Source organism: Alteromonas antoniana (assembly GCF_019249295.1).
GTDB classification, from domain to species: Bacteria; Pseudomonadota; Gammaproteobacteria; order Enterobacterales; family Alteromonadaceae; genus Alteromonas; species Alteromonas antoniana.
The window spans coordinates 68,025-85,108 of sequence record NZ_JAESDH010000008.1 but is presented as its reverse complement, the minus strand read 5'-3'; the positions used below and the strand labels follow the sequence as shown (position 1 = coordinate 85,108).

Here is a 17,084-nt window from a genome sequence, read left to right as displayed (position 1 = left end):
AGATACTGTCAATTTTGTGTCAGTTTGGTATAACAATTAGCAACGGGTACGGTATATCTGTCGCTGATCTGGCCAACCTGTGCTCAATGACGTCGGTTCTGTGGTTATTTCTGACTACCTGGGTGTGAGTACATTTCTTTCTCTATTTGATGTGCGAAATGTGCGGCCGGAACAATCAGTGACATATATCGGACGAAGGTGACAGCGTTCCCGGACCGGCTTCAGAAAGAAAGCCGGCTGAGGCGCAATTTATTGTCGTTTCACCCTAAAACTGAAAGAAGAGCAGGGACTTATCTGGAAGTCGAAGCTGCCGATAAAAAACAATTACAAAACAATGAGTGATCTTATGAAGTCGATGTCTCTCCAGAAGAAATTTATGCTAATCGTCGGCGGAAGTATCGCCGTGATGCTATTTATTACCGCTCTGTTTGTGGTAAATGTGATTGCAGGGAAAGCCGAGCAAAGTATTCAGCAGGAAGTGAAAAACCTGGTGAAATTAGAAGCCCAGTCAGTGGAAAGTTTTTTTTCGCGCTATGGAGGGGTGGCCAATACGTTTTTAAGTAATCCCTTCCTGAAAGATTTTTTTGCGCAACATAACGCGCGTGGTGCGCCTGAATCAGCACTTCCCCGTGCTCGCGAAATGTATACCCTGTTTCAAAATATCAGCGGCGATGATGCCAATATCAAATCTGCCTTTTTTGGATCCGCAAACACCGGTGAGTATTTCTATGAAGACGGCAGAGTCGGTGTAGATACAGAGGGACCTGATGCTGGCGATGCGTCCAAGGGATATTTCGCTACCAAGCGCCCGTGGTTTAACACGGCAGTAAAAAACGGTGAGCTTTACGTGACGCCTCCTGCGGTAGACTCACAGGACGGCACGGTGTCAGCCGTGGTGCAAAAGCCCGTTTTCCAGAATGGGAAACTGTTAGGTGTCGGTGGCGTCGATATTCTTATCAGCACGGTGGGTGACGTTATTGATGACATTCGTTTTCAGGGTAAAGGCACCGCATTTTTGCTCGATGATCAACAGAACATTGTCTATTTTCCAAAACAAGAGGTGGAATTACCGCTGAGTTCGCCGGTATCTGATTTTGACAATGCGTTTGCAGATACACAGGGATTTGCCGAACTGGCAAGCAGGATCCGCAGTTCCAGCGCCGGTATTGTGCCGGTAACCTGGCGTGGTGAATCTTATTTTGCCGTTTATGAGCATGCCGCTCTGGAAGAGCCGGTAATGGATTGGAGCCTGGGGATCCTTATTCCGGCATCGTTAATTGATGAGCCTATTAATGAGGCAATTACCTCTGCCACTATTATGTCGGTGATTATCATTCTGATCATCGCGGCCATTACGTTTGTGGCAGGCTCACGAATTACCCGCCCAATTCTTGAAATGAAGGAAGCGATGGCAGAAATTGCCAGCGGTGATGGCGATCTTACCAAACGCCTTGAAATTAAAAGCAACGATGAAATTGGTGCGTTGGCGGCGGAATTTAACCGCTTTACCGATAAATTAAGAAAGCTCTTGCAGCAAACTGCTACCCATACAACTGCGGTGGCCGAGGCTGCAGCGCATTTACGCGATGTCTCACAAAAAACCAACTCTGAAATTCAGAAGGAACGCAATCAGGTAGACAATGTCTCCAGTGCGGTAACTGAAATGGCGGCGACGGTGGTGGAAATCTCCGAAAATGCAGCACAGTCCAGTGAGGCTGCAGATCTCGCTGACAACCGGGTACGTGAGGGAACCCAGCAGGCTAAGGAAGCCATGCATGAGATCCAGTCTCTGGCCAGCGCGATCAGTCAGGGCGTTGAGGTAGTGAGTGGCCTGAGTAAAGAATCCGATAACATTGGTGCGGTAATCGATGTGATAAACAGCATTGCCGAGCAGACCAACCTGCTAGCGCTGAATGCGGCCATTGAGGCTGCACGCGCTGGCGAACAGGGCAGGGGCTTTGCCGTTGTTGCTGATGAAGTGCGATCACTGGCCAGCAGGACACAGGACTCAACGGACGATATTCGTCGCATGGTTGAGAAACTGCAAAGTATGGCCGAGCAGACTGACGCGGTGATGCAGGAAGGTAAATCGCAGTCGCAGCGCGGCGTGGAGAAAACCGAACTGGTGGTGACGTCACTGGAGCACATCAGTTCCGCTATCGGTACGGTGCAGATACAGAGTAGTCAGATTGCGCAGGCCACGGAACAGCAAACCGTAGCTGCGGAAGACATTAATAAGTCGCTGGTTACCATCTCAGGCTCAAGCGACCGGACCAGTCAACATGCCGAAGAACTGGCGGTTGAGGCCACGCAACTAAGCGGCGTGTCCTCAGAGCTAAGAGATTTGGTGAATCAGTTTAAGATTTAAGCTTGCAGCCTTGAAAAAGGGGGCTATGCCCCCTTTATTATTGCGCAACTATTGTCACCTAAGGCAAATTATCACGCGGTATTTTGCCACTCTCAAATAACACTGTCGTTACCAGAAAAAGTGCGAACCAGGTTATGGTCGTTGAGTGACTGCAGAGTTATCCGCACTTTTCTTATGCTTCCCAACCAGTCTGGCAAGCGCGATAAAGTCCTCTAAATAGGCCGGTTGCTCGTCTTGGTTCCTTACCCCTAAAAACAGTTTTTTCTGGATCCCTTTTTCACCCAGTCGCTTGCAACAGAGCTGGTCCGCCAGTGAGCTTTCCTCAACCAGCCAGTGTGGAAGCGCAGTAACGCCGCGACCTGCAGCAATCATTTGTAAGAGCATCTCGGTGGTTTCTAAAGTTTTGTGACGACGTACACTGCCGCCGGCCGGGGTAAGAAAATGCGAGAAAATATCAAGCCTGCTGGGCTCTACCGGGTAGGTGAACAGCGTTTCATTACTGAGTTCGGTCGGCGATATCACCTCATGTGATGCCAGTGTATGTGTTGCTGGCAGCACCAACACTTGCTCATACTCGAAAACCGGTGTGTAGCTAACTGACTTTAAAAACAGTGGATCTGGTGTTAGCAACAGGTCGATATCGTAATTATGAAGTGCGTGCAGGCCGCCAAAAGCAAACGCCTGTCTGACATCGACATCCACGTCCGGGAATTGTTTCAAAAACGGCGAAACTACCTTTAATAGCCATTGATAACAAGGGTGACACTCCATACCGATGCGAAGGGCACCCTGCTTGCCGGTAGCGATATGTCGCAACTGATTTTCAGTGTGCTCAAACTGCGGAAGCAGTCGGCTTGCCAACTGGTACAGCGCAAGTCCTGCCTGAGTAAGCTGAATACGCCTGCCGTCCTTCCTCCATAATGCCACCCCAGTTTGTTGCTCCAGCTTTTTCATGGCGTGGCTCAGCGCAGACTGGGTCAGGTGTAATGCATTTGCCGCCTCAGTTAGCGTGCCGTGATGATATAAAAAATGGACGATGCGCAGGTGTTGTCTTTCTATCATTTCGTGAATGTAATTCATGGGTTTATGAAAATATACCATTTTTATTCATGTAAAGCGTGCTTTAAAGTGACGCCCTAACTTAATTAATGGACGTATAGATGGCTAAAATACATAACCTTGGATTTCCCCGCATTGGCCCTGACAGGGAGCTGAAAAGACACCTGGAATCCTATTGGCGGGGTGAGATAACCGACAATGAGCTGGCAGGTCGCAGTGAATCACTGTGGCTGCAAAATCTTCAGCGGCAGGCATGCCTGGACGTAGTGCAAGTTGGTGACTTTTCGCTTTATGACCATGTACTTGATACCAGCTTTCTGTTTGGTGTTGTTCCCGAACGAATACAGCGGGCCACCGAAGACCCCTTACAGCAATACTTTCTGAATGCGAGAGGTTCAAGTGCTGACGCTGTCTGCTGCGCCGCGAATGCTGGCGAGATGACCAAGTGGTTTAATACAAATTACCATTACATTGTGCCTGAGCTCGCTGCCGGACAGACTTTTCGGTTAAACGCACAGTCGCTTTTACATCAGATTACGCTGACAAGGCAGGCTGGTTTCGACGCCAAACCTGTCTTGCTGGGACCGCTGACGTATCTGTCGCTGGCAAAGTGTGAAGACGGACTGAATGCGCTGACGCATGTAGATAATCTATTGCGGGTGTACAAGGAGCTGTTGTCATTACTGGCGCAAAAAGGTGTGGAGTGGGTACAGATTGACGAGCCAATATTGTGTACTGATTTAAGTGCAGAGTGGAAAATGGCTTTTCGATATGCGTATGAAGTCCTCAGTCAGGCACCAGGCAAGCTGTTGCTGACGACCTATTTTGGCAAGCTGCAGGATAACCTGGCGCTGATAACCACGTTGCCGGTAGCGGGTATTCATATTGATGCCATTGCGCATCGCCAGGAGCTTCCTGCCATTGTCGAATCGCTGGCTGACGAGCAGGTATTGTCACTGGGAGTGATTGATGGCAGAAATGTCTGGCGTGCTCCTTTAGCGCAAACCGCGAACTGGCTCAGACCGTTTCATGACAAGTTACAACATCGATTATGGCTGGCGCCAACGTGTTCACTTCTGCATGTGCCGCTCTCTGTTAAGGCAGAAACGACACTACCTGATGCCATTACGTCGCGGTTGGCTTTTGCTGAAGAAAAGATAGATGAACTGGCCGGGCTTCGTACATTGCTTCAGCGCGACAATCCTGAGCAAGTTGCTTCAGAACAGGAAGGTGAAGTGTCGCCGCCGTTATTGATTGAGGATGCAGGCGCACCTGTTTTATTCAGAGAGGCGCCGTATGCGAGCAGACGCACTGCGCAGGCAAAGGCGCTAAACTTGCCGTCCTGGACCACAACGACTATTGGATCCTTTCCGCAAACTCCTGCTATCAGACATGCACGTGCGCAGTGGAGAAAGGGGCAGCTCAGTCATGCCGAGTATCTGCAGTTTATTAAAGATCAGATCGCCGATTGTATTAAAACGCAGGAGCAGTTGGGGCTGGATGTGTTGGTTCACGGTGAAGCAGAGCGTAACGATATGGTGGAGTTCTTTGGTGAGTTACTCGATGGAGTCGCTATCCTGAAAAACGGGTGGGTACAGAGTTATGGGTCACGCTGCGTGAAGCCACCGGTTATTTACGGTGATGTGAAGCGCGTAGCGCCGATGACCGTTGCACTCACAACGTATGCGCAGTCTCTGACATCGAAACCGGTAAAAGGCATGCTGACGGGGCCGGTAACGATTCTCAACTGGTCGTTTGTGCGCGACGATATTTCCCAGGCGCAGGTCGCACAACAACTGGCGTTTGCCATTCGGGAGGAAGTGCTGGCACTGGAAGACGCGGGAATACGCATCATTCAGGTAGATGAAGCGGCGCTGCGCGAGGGGATGCCTTTGCGACAAGCTGAAGCCGATGATTATCTAAACTGGGCAGTAAATGCGTTTCGTCTGGCAACCAGCGGAGTCAGAAACGAGACGCAAATCCATACCCATATGTGCTATTCCGATTTCAACAATATTATCGGTGCCATTATGAATATGGATGCCGATGTGCTTACTATTGAAGCGGCACGTTCAGGACTTAAAGTACTGTCAGCGCTGAAAGACCATGGCTATCAGAACAGCATCGGCCCGGGTATCTATGATATACATTCACCTGCGATACCGGATGAGAGCGTGCTTGCGAAGCGATTGCACACCTTTGCGTCGTTCCTGGAACAACAGCAGCTCTGGGTGAACCCGGATTGTGGCCTGAAAACACGGAGCTGGCAGGAGGCAAGCCGCGCGCTTGGTGCTATGGTCAATGCCGCGAATAATGTAAGAAAGCTGGCAGCAACCGGATAGTTGACGGTTGTAGCGAGTAAGAGCCCGGTGCGTAGCAAAACGGACAAGGGGTTTTGAGAGGGGTATTGTGCCAGCAGCAATGCCTCTCTCACTCTGTAGGCATCTCAGACACGATTACAGCCTCAGACAACCGTTCACTGATAATTTCACGCATCAGCGTCGCCAGCGCGCGAAAGGTTTGGCGTCCCGGTGAAGTGTTGCGCCAGGCCAGCGAATGTTCACGCTGAATTGGCATCCCTTCAATTTCACAGACGTGAAGCGCCTCGGGTTTATGCAGTTCTGAATGAATATACAAACCGGGTAAAAATGCCACTCCCATTCCCATAACTACCATCTGACGCAGTGTGTCGAGACTGGTACCTTCGTAATCCCGCTGCAGTGACGCGCCGATTTGCATACAAATATCATGTACCTGATAGTGAAAATGGTGGCGATCTTCCAGTGTCAGAACTTTCTCTCCACCTAACTGACCCGGCTGCACTAACGACTGGCCCGCGAGAGGATGATCCGAGGGTATGACAAACTTCAAAGGCTCTGTGAAAAGTGGCTGCGTGACCACTTGTGAACTCTTACTGGATAATGGTGAAAGGATCAGGTCGTAATCGCCATTCAGCAAACCATAATGAAGCTGCTGTGGCGCGCCTTCGCGCACATAGAACTTGAGATTCGGCTTCCTTGCGTGAAGCTCAGGCAGAATATGAGGAAGGAGGTAGGGGCCAAGTGTTGGTGGGATCCCTAACCGGAATGTTGCACCTTCTCCATCGGAAAGTCCGCGCGCAATTTCGGTGAATCGCTGGCCAGCCTGAAGTATATCTTCAGCGGCTTCCAGCAGGGCTTTGCCTTGCGGTGACAGCAGGGTACCCGAGCGTGAACGCTCCAACAGGGAAACACCCAATGTATTTTCCAGTGCATTAATTTGGGTAGTTAGTGTGGGCTGGCTAATTCCCAAAACAGAGGCTGCACGTCGGTAGCTCAAATAACGCGCAACAGTGACAAAATACCGGATCTGGTTCAGTGAAAGAGTTTTACCGTTGAACTGCATGGATTTTGCTCACGTAATAACCTATTATCATAGATGTGATAGTCATAAATTATCACGACAAGGTATATTATTCTATAAATCTATCAAGAGACACTTTTCTCCTGTTAACTATTCATCTTTAGTCTAAGTATTCGGAGTGAATCATGGATCACGTAATATCTGGTGTAGCGAAATTCCAGAAAGAAGTTTATCCGGGAAAAAAAGCCACCTTTCAAAAACTGGCAAATGGCCAGAATCCTGAAGTCCTTTTCATCACCTGTTCTGATTCACGTATCGATCCCAACCTCGTAACGCAAACTGGTCCAGGTGAACTTTTTATTTGTCGTAACGCCGGTAACGTTGTGCCCCCGCACAGCAACCAGACAGGCGGCATGACGGCGTCAATTGAATTTGCAGTCGCGGCGCTTGGCGTCAGCCACATTGTAATTTGTGGTCATACGGATTGTGGTGCAATGAAAGGTGCGCTGAATCCTGAAGCATTAAGTGGACTGCCTCATGTCAAAGAGTGGCTGGGACATTGCCGTGTGGCCAGTGAAGTTGTGAAAGAGCGTTGTGGTCACGATGAACTGTCACATGAACATCTTGAGGAAGTTACGCAGGAAAATGTCGTGCAGCAGATGCAGCACCTGCGTACACATCCATCAGTGGCTGCCAAGATTGCCACAGGCCAGGTTAAACTTCATGGCTGGGTATATAACATCGAGTCAGGTGATGTGCTTTGCTATGACGAGAAAACCGGTAAGTTTGAAGCGATGGATGAAGCCTACGCTGAAGAGCAGCTATCACGCTGAGCTCAGAGGCGGGAGAAGTAAATGAAGTTAGATTTAAGTAATTTACGCGGCGATATTACCGGTGGATTGACTGCCGGTATCGTCGCGTTACCGCTTGCACTGGCACTGGGGGTGGCATCCGGTGTCGGCCCGATGGCCGGGTTGTACGGGGCCATCGCGGTAGGTTTTTTTGCGGCGTTGTTTGGCGGTACTCCTTCACAAATCTCGGGTCCTACCGGACCGATGGTGGTGGTACTGGCTGGCCTTTTTGCATCACTGTCCGGTGATGTGTCACTGATTTTCACCGCTGTCGTCTTGGCCGGTGTCTTTCAGATAGTGTTTGGTGTGCTTGGCATAGGTCAGTATATCCGGCTGGTGCCATACCCGGTTATCTCCGGGTTTATGACCGGGATCGGTGCCATTATTATCATTCTGCAGCTCGGGCGATTGCTGGGGCATGAGCCTCCGGGTGGCACCATCGGCGCGCTGAGTTATCTGCCAACCGCGCTCGCAGACATCAACTTCGCCACACTGGCTTTGGGTCTGGGCACGCTGATCATTGCCTATAAGTGGCCAGCCTCGCTGGGCAAGTTTATTCCTGGCGCGCTGGCTGCACTCATTATTGGGACGCTGGTAGCGTTATTCATGAACGTACCGGTACTGGGAAACATTCCTACTGGCCTGCCTAGCCTGCATCTGCCGGTATTTGATCAGAGCCAGGCCTGGGTGATCATAAAAGCGGCCTTTATTCTTGCCATACTGGGCGCGATTGACAGCCTGTTAACGTCGCTGGTGGCAGACAATATGACCCGTACCCGTCACGACAGTAACCGTGAACTGGTTGGTCAGGGCATTGGTAACACCATTGCTGGTTTGATTGGCGGTATCGCCGGCGCAGGTGCCACCATGCGTACCGTGGTGAATATTCGCAGCGGCGGTAAAGAGCGCATTTCGGGTATGGTCCACGCATTAGTGCTGCTGGCTATCGTACTTGGTTTAAGCCCGCTGGCAGCGCAGATCCCGCATGCTGTACTCGCCGGTATCCTGGTGAAGGTGGGGCTGGATATTATTGACTGGGCGTACTTAAAACGTGCCCACACCGGACCTCGCTGGGATTTTGCACTGATGGTAGTGGTACTGGGCCTGACAGTGTTTGTTGACCTGATCACGGCTGTAGGTGTTGGTGTTGTACTGGCAGCGCTTGCATATGTCCGTCAGATTGCACAGATTCAGATTGAAGAGCTGAACAACATTCCCGACACGCTCAGTGATCCTGAGGAAAATGCATTGCTGGCAAAAACGCACGGCAAAGTTACCATTTTCAGCTTTGGCGGTCCTTTGAGCTTTGGTGCTGCTGCGGATCTTGGTCACCATGTCCGTGAACAGGTTAAGCCTGGCTCGCGCGCATTGCTGCTCGACTTTACTCTCATTCCGATTGTTGATGTATCTGCTGCGATGGCAGTACAAACAATTACTTCTGATGCTATCGCATCTGGCAGAACACTGCTTATTTGTGGTGCGAATGAGAAGGTCAATAAGGTATTGAAGAGTATCAATGCCCACCATCACGACATTCCACTGTTCGCGACTCGCCGGGAGGCGCTGGAAGCCGCAGTAAAAATCGTTGAGTCAGGCGATGACGATGGCGAGAGCGTTTTTACCCCAAAAAAGCTTGCTGATTTGAAGTAGCAAGCATCATGTGTGCAGGGGGCCTTCGGGCCCCTTTTTTATGTCAAAAAGTATTGTTATCAATACTGGCGTAACGAATGGCACAGCTTGTCCAGACTATGTACCTGCGTGACAGCGGTATTTTAGCCAGCGATATCTGGCACAATGGTGATGACAATGACATGGAATGCGGCTGCAGAACCCATGTTACGCAGCATCTTCATACTGCCCGCTACACTGAGTAAGCGAAAATACACTGCCATTTTTCAAATAGACATTGTCCGGGATTAACGCATCCCTTGTGAAGCGAACCCGATGTAAACTTTGATTCCATGCCCCTTGTTAATGTAATATTAACAGTCTTCCACTCTTGCATTGACTGTATTCATTTAACTTATTTGCGCGGTAAGGAAAAGCTAATTGAAAGAGGTCGCTATTTTTTCTCTCTTGACCAGATTGCTTCAGGTTATGGTGCAGCGCGCGTCATGGTTAATGGTTTGTATCTTACTCTGCCTGTCTTCTGCGACGGTTAGCCAAGCTGCACAGGATGAGCCTCTCGTGGTTGTCGTCAACCAGGCCAGTGGCGTAGATACGCTGACGAAAAAAGAAGTCGTCGATATCTTCATGGGCCGATACAACCGCTTTCCCAACGGACAGGTGGCCTATCCGGTCGATTTGCCGCAAGGCTCCAGCGGAAAATCGCATTTTTATATGCAACTGGTTAATCAGTCGGAAAGAAAAATCCAGTCTTACTGGTCGCGGCTTTTATTTTCGGGGCGGGCAAAGCCTCCTGAAGCGAGTGAGTCACTCCCTGATGTTGTGAATTACGTGGTAAGTAATGAAGAAGCTATTGCTTATCTTCCCCGTACGCTGATTACTTCGGAGATGAAAATTGTTTTCCAGTTTAGTTCGTAGTTGTCATCAGTCGATAACTGGCATGACGCTGTCCATTGCAGCGGTAATGGCTGGTCTTATGGCCCATTCTGCTTTGGCAGAGGTTACGTTTAATGGCTTTGCTACGGTAGCCGTAACCACCCATAGCAACGACGACATCCAGTATCGCTCCAGTCTGGTTAACCGTCCACGCAACTCTCCATCGCTGGCGCCGGATTCTGTACTCGGCGGCCAGGTTAATTATTACATTAACGACAGGTGGGATGCCGTGGCACAGGTTGTACTGCAAGACCGTGCAGATACTGCTGCCAGTAATTATCTGGAAATGGCGTTTTTGCGCTACCGGCCTACACGACACTGGTCGTTCAAACTCGGTCGGGTAAACAGCAATCTGTATATGCTGTCAGAATACAAGCCGGTAGGGTATGCGCAAATCTGGGCACGACCGCCGCTTGAGTTCTATTCCAATGCGTCTGTCGTTTCAAGTGTTGATGGTCTGGAAGTCGTGCACTCTCAGGATGTGGGTGAAGGGTTTCTGGAGTTAGGGCTTATTGTTGGGCAAACGCAACCGCGCCTTAAAGGTAGCAGCGGCAAACTCCGGGCAAACTTTAAAGAACTGGTAAGCCTGAGTGCACGATACAGCTGGAAAGAGTGGCAGTTTAAATCGACCTACGCTAGCGGCACTGTCGATAATCCACAGATTCCTCAGTTTGACGTGTTTACGCAAGCAGTCAACTCGGTTCCGTCACAACTGTTACCACAGCAAGATGAACTGTTAACGCGGTTTTCAGGCGAAGGAGACAGAATAAAATACCTGGCAGGAGGCGTGAAATATGATGGCGAACGTTGGAACGTGCAAGGTGAAGTCGGTTCCGTCGATGTAGACTGGTTACTGTTTACGTCACTTCGCTTTGGTTACTTGTCTGTCGGCTATTACATGGACGAGTTTACCCCTTTTGTTTCGGTTTCCGGTGCCCAGTCTAAGGATATGGATTTTCGGTTTTCGACACCTGACATTCCACCAAGCACGCCGCCTGAACTGGCCGCAGGTATCGTGGGCTTGATAGCGGGTTCCAATGCGACCATAACCGATTTGCTGGTTGACCAGTACTCGCTGAGCGCCGGAGTGAACTGGCATTTTTATCCGTCCTGGGTTGCGAAAGCACAGCTTGATCACATTCGGATGGATAACCCCGGCACCGGCCTGTTTGGTAACAACGCGTTAATTGATGACGTTGGCGAAGAGCGAATGAACGTATTTACGCTTAGCGTTAGTACGGTATTTTAGGTCTCTGATGACGCCTCTGAAACGCCGACTTTATGTACGGGTAGCTGTTGAACTGGCGCTGCTGGCGCTAGCGGTATCCCTGGTGATGGCCACCGCGGCTTACTGGTTAAGCCTGGCGCAGCAGCGTGACGTGAATCGGCAGTTAGTAGTGCAGCTGGCTGAGAGTGCGCAGAATACCTCTGCCATTGCGGCGTACCTTGCGGATGAAGAACTGGCGCAGGAAATCCTAAACGGACTCGTGGCCAACAATCTGGTTGAAGGTGCCCGAATCGAAGTGGCCGAGGGCAGGGTGATTCGGTCAGGCATCAGTGACGGCAACGAGGATGCGATTGTCATCCCCCTTTCAGACCCCTTTCTTAAAGAAGATCGTGTCGGACGTTTAGTGGTTCTGCCTGATGACAGGTTTATTCAGGCACAGGCGCAGAAAATCGGCTTGCAAGCCGTTGTCGGGCTTATTGCACTGAGTATTCTCATTGCGCTTGCCGTATCCATGTTGGTTCATAAAAGGCTAACCAGTCCGCTTCGCAGGCTGACTAGAGCCTTCGAGTCTGTCGATGTAGGGCAGCCGGAGTCCATGCAGGAACTTGATATCGGCTATCAGGGAAAAGATGAATTAGGCGTTATGATCGCCAGAATCAATGCGTTGATGGCGGCACAGAAAGACACACTTCTGAAAGAACGTCAGCTACGTGAAAGAACGGAACGTCTGGAGCAGCGCTTCAGACTTATTTTCGAACAGGCCAGTGCCGCTATAGGGTTGATTACGGCAAACGGAAAACTTCTCACCACAAATTCTGCGTTTACTGCGATGTTCTCGCCAGCAGAGGAAGATCCTCAGTTTGCCGCTCTCTTCGTGGATCGAGAGCGAGTCGAAAACATCTTGCAGCAAATGCGCAGTGTAGAATTCCTCGATCACATGTCGGTAGACTTAGAATACGTTAGCGGTCAGGAAGTGAAATGGGCGCATTGCCTGTTTGCGAAAGTCACAGAGCAGCGAAATGCAGCGCGGGCAAAGGACGACGCGCTGATTGAAGTGGTAGCCTATGATGTCACAGAGAGAATAGAGCGAGAGAAGAAAAATCGGTTTGAAGCTGACCACGATGCGTTAACCGGCTTACTGAACAGACGTTCCGGCGAGCGTCGTCTTAAGCAAGCTCTGGCAACAGCCCGGCTCAGCGGACACCAGTTTGTGTTATTTATGATTGATCTGGATAACTTCAAACCCGTTAATGACACCTTTGGGCACGATGCAGGTGATGAAGTGCTTGTGGCGATTAGCAAGCGCATTAAAGGGCTTCTTAATCTCGATAAGGACATCTGTATCCGCTGGGGCGGTGATGAATTTGTTGTCGCCTTTGTCGACCATCACGATCATACTCAGGCCATTTCCCGACTGGCACAGTCTATATTGGATGAGTTTCGTGTACCTATCCCCATAAACAGCGGCGATTCATGTGAAATCGGTGCGAGTATTGGCATTGTGCTGGCACCACAACACGGCGATACCATAGAGCAACTGCTGGCAAAAGCAGACAATATGATGTACGACGTCAAACAAACAGGGCGCAATTTTTATAAAATTGCCGCCGGGTAGCCCAGAGAGTGCTGACCTTTGTTCATTATTTATGTTGGTGACTAAAATGGTTGAAAACAAGGCGTCGTTGACGCCGTTTGGCAATCCAAATAAGTCAGCGACAACGCAGTTAGCAGGTTAAAACGCAATCACTGCGTCATCAGCCTGTGACTGCAAAAATAAAAAATTCCCCCACCGCTAATCGTTACTCGTATTGTCTTCGTAAATAGTTGTCATACACGACATTGCCCACCTTCATCCCCTGAAGTTATGGAACCGGGCCACACGCGAGGGAGTATCTATGTCTGCCATACATATCAATGGCGAGTCTTACCCATTACCTGACGATCCACGAACCACGCTGCTGGATTTTCTTCATCAGAACCTGTCTCTTTTTGGCACAAAGAAAGGCTGCGATCATGGCCAGTGCGGCGCTTGCACGGTGTTAGTCGACGGCCAGCGAATGAACGCCTGCCTTATGCTGGCATTTCAGCTTAAGGGAAAAAACATCACCACGATTGAAGGTATTGGGAGCAATACCGAGCTACACCCGTTGCAACAGGCATTTATTGAAAAGGACGCCTTTCAGTGTGGTTATTGTACATCCGGACAAATTTGCTCCGGCGTAGCGTTACTCAATGAGATGGCGCAAAGCGATCCCAGCATTGTTTCTGCCCAACAGGATTGCTCAACCCGGGAGGACATTGCGGAGCGCATGAGTGGCAACCTGTGTCGTTGTGGCGCTTATCCCAATATTGTCGATGCGATAGAGCAGGTTATTGCCCTGGAGCGCCAGTCATGAACCCATTTAGCGTACAAACACTTGGCAGTGAAGGTGATGTTGAAAAGCTGAATCTTGACGCACAGACCCGATATCTCGCTGGTGGAACCAATCTCGTTGACCTGATGAAACACCAGATAGAAACACCGGTTAGCCTGGTGGATCTGAGTGAGTGGGAAGGCGCCAGCGAGATAGAGAAAACCGGGAATGGCTATCGCATTGGCGCGATGGTTACTAACACCGAGCTGGCAAATTTCGCCTGGCGGGAGCCCTCGTTATCAGTGCTTTCTCAGGCACTGTTGAGCGGCGCTACGGTGCAACTTCGCAATCGCGCGACCACGGGGGGGAATTTGCTGCAGCGAACGCGTTGCTATTACTTTTACGATACCGCAAAACCCTGCAATAAACGTGAGCCAGGCACAGGCTGCAGTGCATTAACCGGGATGAACAGAATTCACGCCATTTTCGGTACCAGCGAGCAGTGTATTGCAACGCATCCTTCGGATATGGCGGTAGCGTTGATGGCGCTAAATGCCTCGGTATCGGTTAAAACAGCGATGGGAAAAAACCGTGATATCGCATTGCGCGAGTTCTATTGTACGCCGGGTGAGACACCAGAACGCGAGAATGTGCTTGAGCAAGGCGATTTGATTACCAGCGTATATATTCCTGCAGGAACGCGAGGCACTCAACACTACTATAAGGTGCGTGACAGAGCGTCCTATGCGTTTGCGTTAGTATCTGTCGCCGCAGCACTGGAGCTTAACGAAGAGACCATACATTCGGTCAGCCTGAGCTTCGGCGGAGTTGGAACTATTCCCTGGTATCCCAAAAAAGCGCTTGAAATTCTGCAGGGAAACAAATTTTCAGTACAGCTACTTGAAAAGGCCATAGATGCAGAGCTTGCTGATGCAAAGACGTTTGGCAGTAACGATTTCAAGCCCGGGTTACTTCGCCGGGTGTTTTTAAGCGTGATGCTTTCATTGGCACAACGACAGAAAAAACAGCCTGGACATGAGGGAGCCTTGTATGAAAACCGATAGTAAAAAGCACGTTTTGGGTGAACCTGTGAATCGCGTTGACGGCCTTCTGAAAGTAAGGGGGCAAGCCAGGTATGCTGCTGAGCACGAGCAAGAGTCGACACCGTATGTCGGCTGGCTGGTGGCGTCAGATGAAGCGGTTGGCGAAATAACGACGCTGGAAACGGATGCCGCTGAACAGGCTGACGGTGTTGTTGCAGTGTTAACCTACAAAAATGCCGGTCCGCTAAAACCGTTTAGTAAGCCTGCTGATGAAAGTCGCTTCACGCAAAGTCGCGCGGTGTTGCATGAGCCGCATATACGTCACTACGGCGCCCCCGTAGCCTTAGTGGTAGCACATACGCTGGAACAGGCGAGATACGCGGCCAGTCTGGTACGCTTTTCAATCAATAGTGAGCGTCCTGATCTGCTTGAAGGGCCGGACGACGCCAAGGTCACGCCGGATTCTCTGGACGGTGGTTTTGAGCCTGATGTACATGTAAAAAATACGTCGCAGGACAGGCACGACATCAGGTTGTCAGCAGATTACACCACGCCATCGCAGATCTCTGCGGCAATGGAACCTCATGCCACCGTTGCCAGTTTTGACGGGAACACATTAACGGTTAACTGCAGCGTGCAAATCGTGGCGTCTGCTGTTGAGGCACTGGCTATTACGCTGGAAATGGAGCCTGAAAATATTGTAGTGAAGAGCCCTTATGTAGGCGGCGGCTTTGGCTCAAAACTCGGTTTGCATTATGACGCCATACTTGCCTGCATAGGAGCGCGGCACCTCAAGCATGCGGTAAAAGTCGTGCTTTCACGGCGCCAGGTTTTTTACAACACGCCTCACCGGGGTAACAGCTATCAGTCAATATCCTTAAGCTGTGACGCAAATGGAAAGCTGGGGCAGATCAGCCATAAGAGTGCCATGCCGCGAGCGAAAGGATACCAGTTTGCGGAAGCGACGGGGGCGGTTGCCAGAGTAACTTATGATGCTGAAGAAATCGTCAGTACGCATCGGGTGAAAGACGTCGATTTACCGCTTATCGATTCAACGCGTTCACCAGGTGATGCTATTGGCTCGCTGGCATTTGAATCTGCCATTGACGAGCTGGCAGAAAAAGCCGGTATGGATCCGTTGGCCTTTCGCCTTTGCAATATGCCTGAGGTTCACCCGGTATCAAAGACGCGGTTTACCAGTCATCGGCTGGCAGATTGTCTCAGGCAGGGCGCAGAAAAGTTTGGCTGGGGTAATAAGCCGCAGGCCAGTGGCGATACTCTCTACGGTCATGGTGTTGCCAGCGCCATGCGGTTAAATATGTTAACGCCAAGTCGGGCCAGTATTTCACTGGACCATGAGGGGCAGCTGACCGTTCGCTCTGATATGACGGATATTGGCACGGGAACGTATACTATCCTTGCCCAAATAGCCGCAGAGGTGTTTGGCGCTGAACTGGATAAGGTCACTGTTGAGTTGGGTGACAGTCATTCACCCGTATCCTGCGGGTCAGGAGGCTCATTTGGTGCGGCAAGCACAGGTTCTGCGTTACACAAAGCCTGTGAAGCATTGTGCGATAAACTAAAAGCTGCGCTTGGCGATGACGCATCAGATTCTGCGATCTCTCTGGATGGCGCGGTGGTCCTGTGCGAGAACCATACAGGAAAACGCAAGGTGCCGTTAACCACATTATTCGATGCGTCTGCATTCCCGCTTCAGGAAACCGGCGAAGTGGGGGAAGAGGACACCAGTGAGGATGAACAATATTCCTGTGGTGCTCATTTTGCAGAAGTAGCAGTAAATATGGTGAGCGGCGAGGTGCGTCTTAAACGTCAGTACGGCATGTTTTCGGCGGGAAAAATTCTTAACCTTAAAACAGCATCGTCGCAGCTCAAAGGCGGCATGGTGTGGGGCGCTGGCTATGCACTGACGGAAGCTATTCATCATCACACTCAGACAGCAAGTTTCCTGAATCCGGATTTCGGGGAGTATCACATTGCGGTAAACCGCGATATCGGTGAAGTGTCACTGGACTTCATAGAAGAAGCTGACTACGACGCCTCTCCCATTGGCGCAAAAGGGATTGGTGAGCTGGGGATAACGGGAGCCGGTGCAGCCATTGCAAATGCGATTGCTGATGCTTGTGGTGTGCGGGTGCGTGATTTTCCGATAACCCTGGATAAGGTGATGAATCAATTGAAAGCGCTGGGCTGAACAGGACTTTGACTTATACACGATAATCCGGAAGCTACCCTCACACGGCGGAGTAGCTTCTGGTG

13 protein-coding genes are annotated in these 17,084 nt (G+C 50.5%); 11 read left to right on the top strand and 2 right to left on the bottom strand.

Annotation, left to right across the window (positions count from 1 at the left end):
• Nucleotides 1-346 precede the first annotated feature (346 nt).
• The gene (locus JKP77_RS08685; protein WP_218310790.1) at nucleotides 347-2,368 is read left to right on the top strand and encodes a methyl-accepting chemotaxis protein; all 2,022 of its coding nucleotides are present in this window, start codon (nucleotides 347-349) and stop codon (nucleotides 2,366-2,368) included.
• Nucleotides 2,369-2,500: 132 nt separating this feature from the next.
• Here the strand turns inward: JKP77_RS08685 and JKP77_RS08680 are convergent, their stop codons facing one another.
• Nucleotides 2,501-3,430: a LysR family transcriptional regulator gene (locus JKP77_RS08680; protein WP_218310901.1), complete on the bottom strand. Its 930-nt coding sequence runs from the start codon at nucleotides 3,428-3,430 to the stop codon at nucleotides 2,501-2,503.
• 98 nt (nucleotides 3,431-3,528) lie between these two features.
• Here JKP77_RS08680 and metE point away from each other — a divergent pair, with 98 nt between their 5' ends.
• A complete protein-coding gene (gene metE, locus JKP77_RS08675) occupies nucleotides 3,529-5,769 on the top strand; it encodes a 5-methyltetrahydropteroyltriglutamate--homocysteine S-methyltransferase (protein ID WP_218310789.1) in 2,241 nt (746 codons plus the stop codon).
• A gap of 88 nt (nucleotides 5,770-5,857) precedes the next feature.
• On the opposite strand, the gene JKP77_RS08670 is transcribed toward metE, so the two are convergent.
• On the bottom strand, nucleotides 5,858-6,811 hold the full coding sequence (locus JKP77_RS08670) for a hydrogen peroxide-inducible genes activator (protein WP_218310788.1): 954 nt from the start codon (nucleotides 6,809-6,811) through the stop codon (nucleotides 5,858-5,860).
• A gap of 143 nt (nucleotides 6,812-6,954) precedes the next feature.
• On the opposite strand from JKP77_RS08670, the gene JKP77_RS08665 reads away from it, so the two are divergent.
• From JKP77_RS08665 to JKP77_RS08625, 9 genes are all read left to right on the top strand, one after another.
• Nucleotides 6,955-7,602, top strand: a complete 648-nt coding sequence (locus JKP77_RS08665; protein ID WP_218310787.1) for a carbonic anhydrase — start codon at nucleotides 6,955-6,957, stop codon at nucleotides 7,600-7,602.
• Between the two features lie 21 nt (nucleotides 7,603-7,623).
• Nucleotides 7,624-9,270, top strand: coding sequence for a SulP family inorganic anion transporter (locus tag JKP77_RS08660; protein ID WP_218310786.1), 1,647 nt, complete (start codon nucleotides 7,624-7,626; stop codon nucleotides 9,268-9,270).
• Between the two features lie 77 nt (nucleotides 9,271-9,347).
• On the top strand, nucleotides 9,348-9,494 hold the full coding sequence (locus tag JKP77_RS08655; protein WP_218310785.1) for a hypothetical protein: 147 nt from the start codon (nucleotides 9,348-9,350) through the stop codon (nucleotides 9,492-9,494).
• Between the two features lie 175 nt (nucleotides 9,495-9,669).
• Entirely contained in the window at nucleotides 9,670-10,164 is a 495-nt protein-coding gene (locus JKP77_RS08650; RefSeq protein ID WP_218310784.1) for a type 2 periplasmic-binding domain-containing protein, read from the top strand.
• Nucleotides 10,142-11,431, top strand: a complete 1,290-nt coding sequence (locus JKP77_RS08645) for a hypothetical protein (protein WP_218310783.1) — start codon at nucleotides 10,142-10,144, stop codon at nucleotides 11,429-11,431. Before JKP77_RS08650 ends, JKP77_RS08645 begins: the two co-directional genes overlap by 23 nt.
• 7 nt (nucleotides 11,432-11,438) lie before the next feature.
• Complete coding sequence (locus JKP77_RS08640; protein WP_218310782.1) at nucleotides 11,439-13,025, top strand: diguanylate cyclase domain-containing protein; 1,587 nt, start codon at nucleotides 11,439-11,441, stop codon at nucleotides 13,023-13,025.
• 280 nt (nucleotides 13,026-13,305) lie between these two features.
• A complete protein-coding gene (locus JKP77_RS08635) occupies nucleotides 13,306-13,806 on the top strand; it encodes a (2Fe-2S)-binding protein (protein WP_218310781.1) in 501 nt (166 codons plus the stop codon).
• Nucleotides 13,803-14,828 carry an FAD binding domain-containing protein gene (locus JKP77_RS08630; protein ID WP_218310780.1) on the top strand — a complete coding sequence of 342 codons (1,026 nt, stop codon included), beginning with the start codon at nucleotides 13,803-13,805 and terminating at the stop codon, nucleotides 14,826-14,828. The genes JKP77_RS08635 and JKP77_RS08630 overlap by 4 nt, the downstream gene beginning before the upstream one ends.
• A complete protein-coding gene (locus JKP77_RS08625) occupies nucleotides 14,815-17,019 on the top strand; it encodes a xanthine dehydrogenase family protein molybdopterin-binding subunit (protein WP_218310779.1) in 2,205 nt (734 codons plus the stop codon). Before JKP77_RS08630 ends, JKP77_RS08625 begins: the two co-directional genes overlap by 14 nt.
• Nucleotides 17,020-17,084: the final 65 nt, after the last annotated feature.